Raw genomic sequence first — 250 nt, 5'->3', positions numbered from 1 at the left:
ATATACTTCACCTTACGGTTTTGCATAGACCTGTGTTTTTGCTAAACAGTTGCTTGGGCCAATTCTCTGCGGCCAGCTCTCGCTGGCACTCCTTCTCCCGAAGTTACGGAGTCATTTTGCCGAGTTCCTTAACAATGCTTCTCCCGTCGGCCTTAGGATTCTCTCCTCATCCACCTGTGTCGGTTTACGGTACGGGCTTAAGTAAAACAATAGCGGCTTTTCTTGACGCATGGCTCACACACTTCCCTAC

The 250-nt window shown here is 49.2% G+C and carries 1 rRNA gene; it reads right to left on the bottom strand.

Going from position 1 to position 250, the window contains the following annotated elements:
- A 23S ribosomal RNA gene (locus tag AC2FA3_RS15425) occupies window positions 1-250 on the bottom strand; the annotation flags it as partial.

Source organism: Janibacter sp. CoH_79_TC_3 (genome assembly GCF_058197955.1).
The sequence above is the reverse complement of the archived record's forward strand: the minus strand, read 5'-3'. Positions and strand labels throughout refer to the sequence as shown.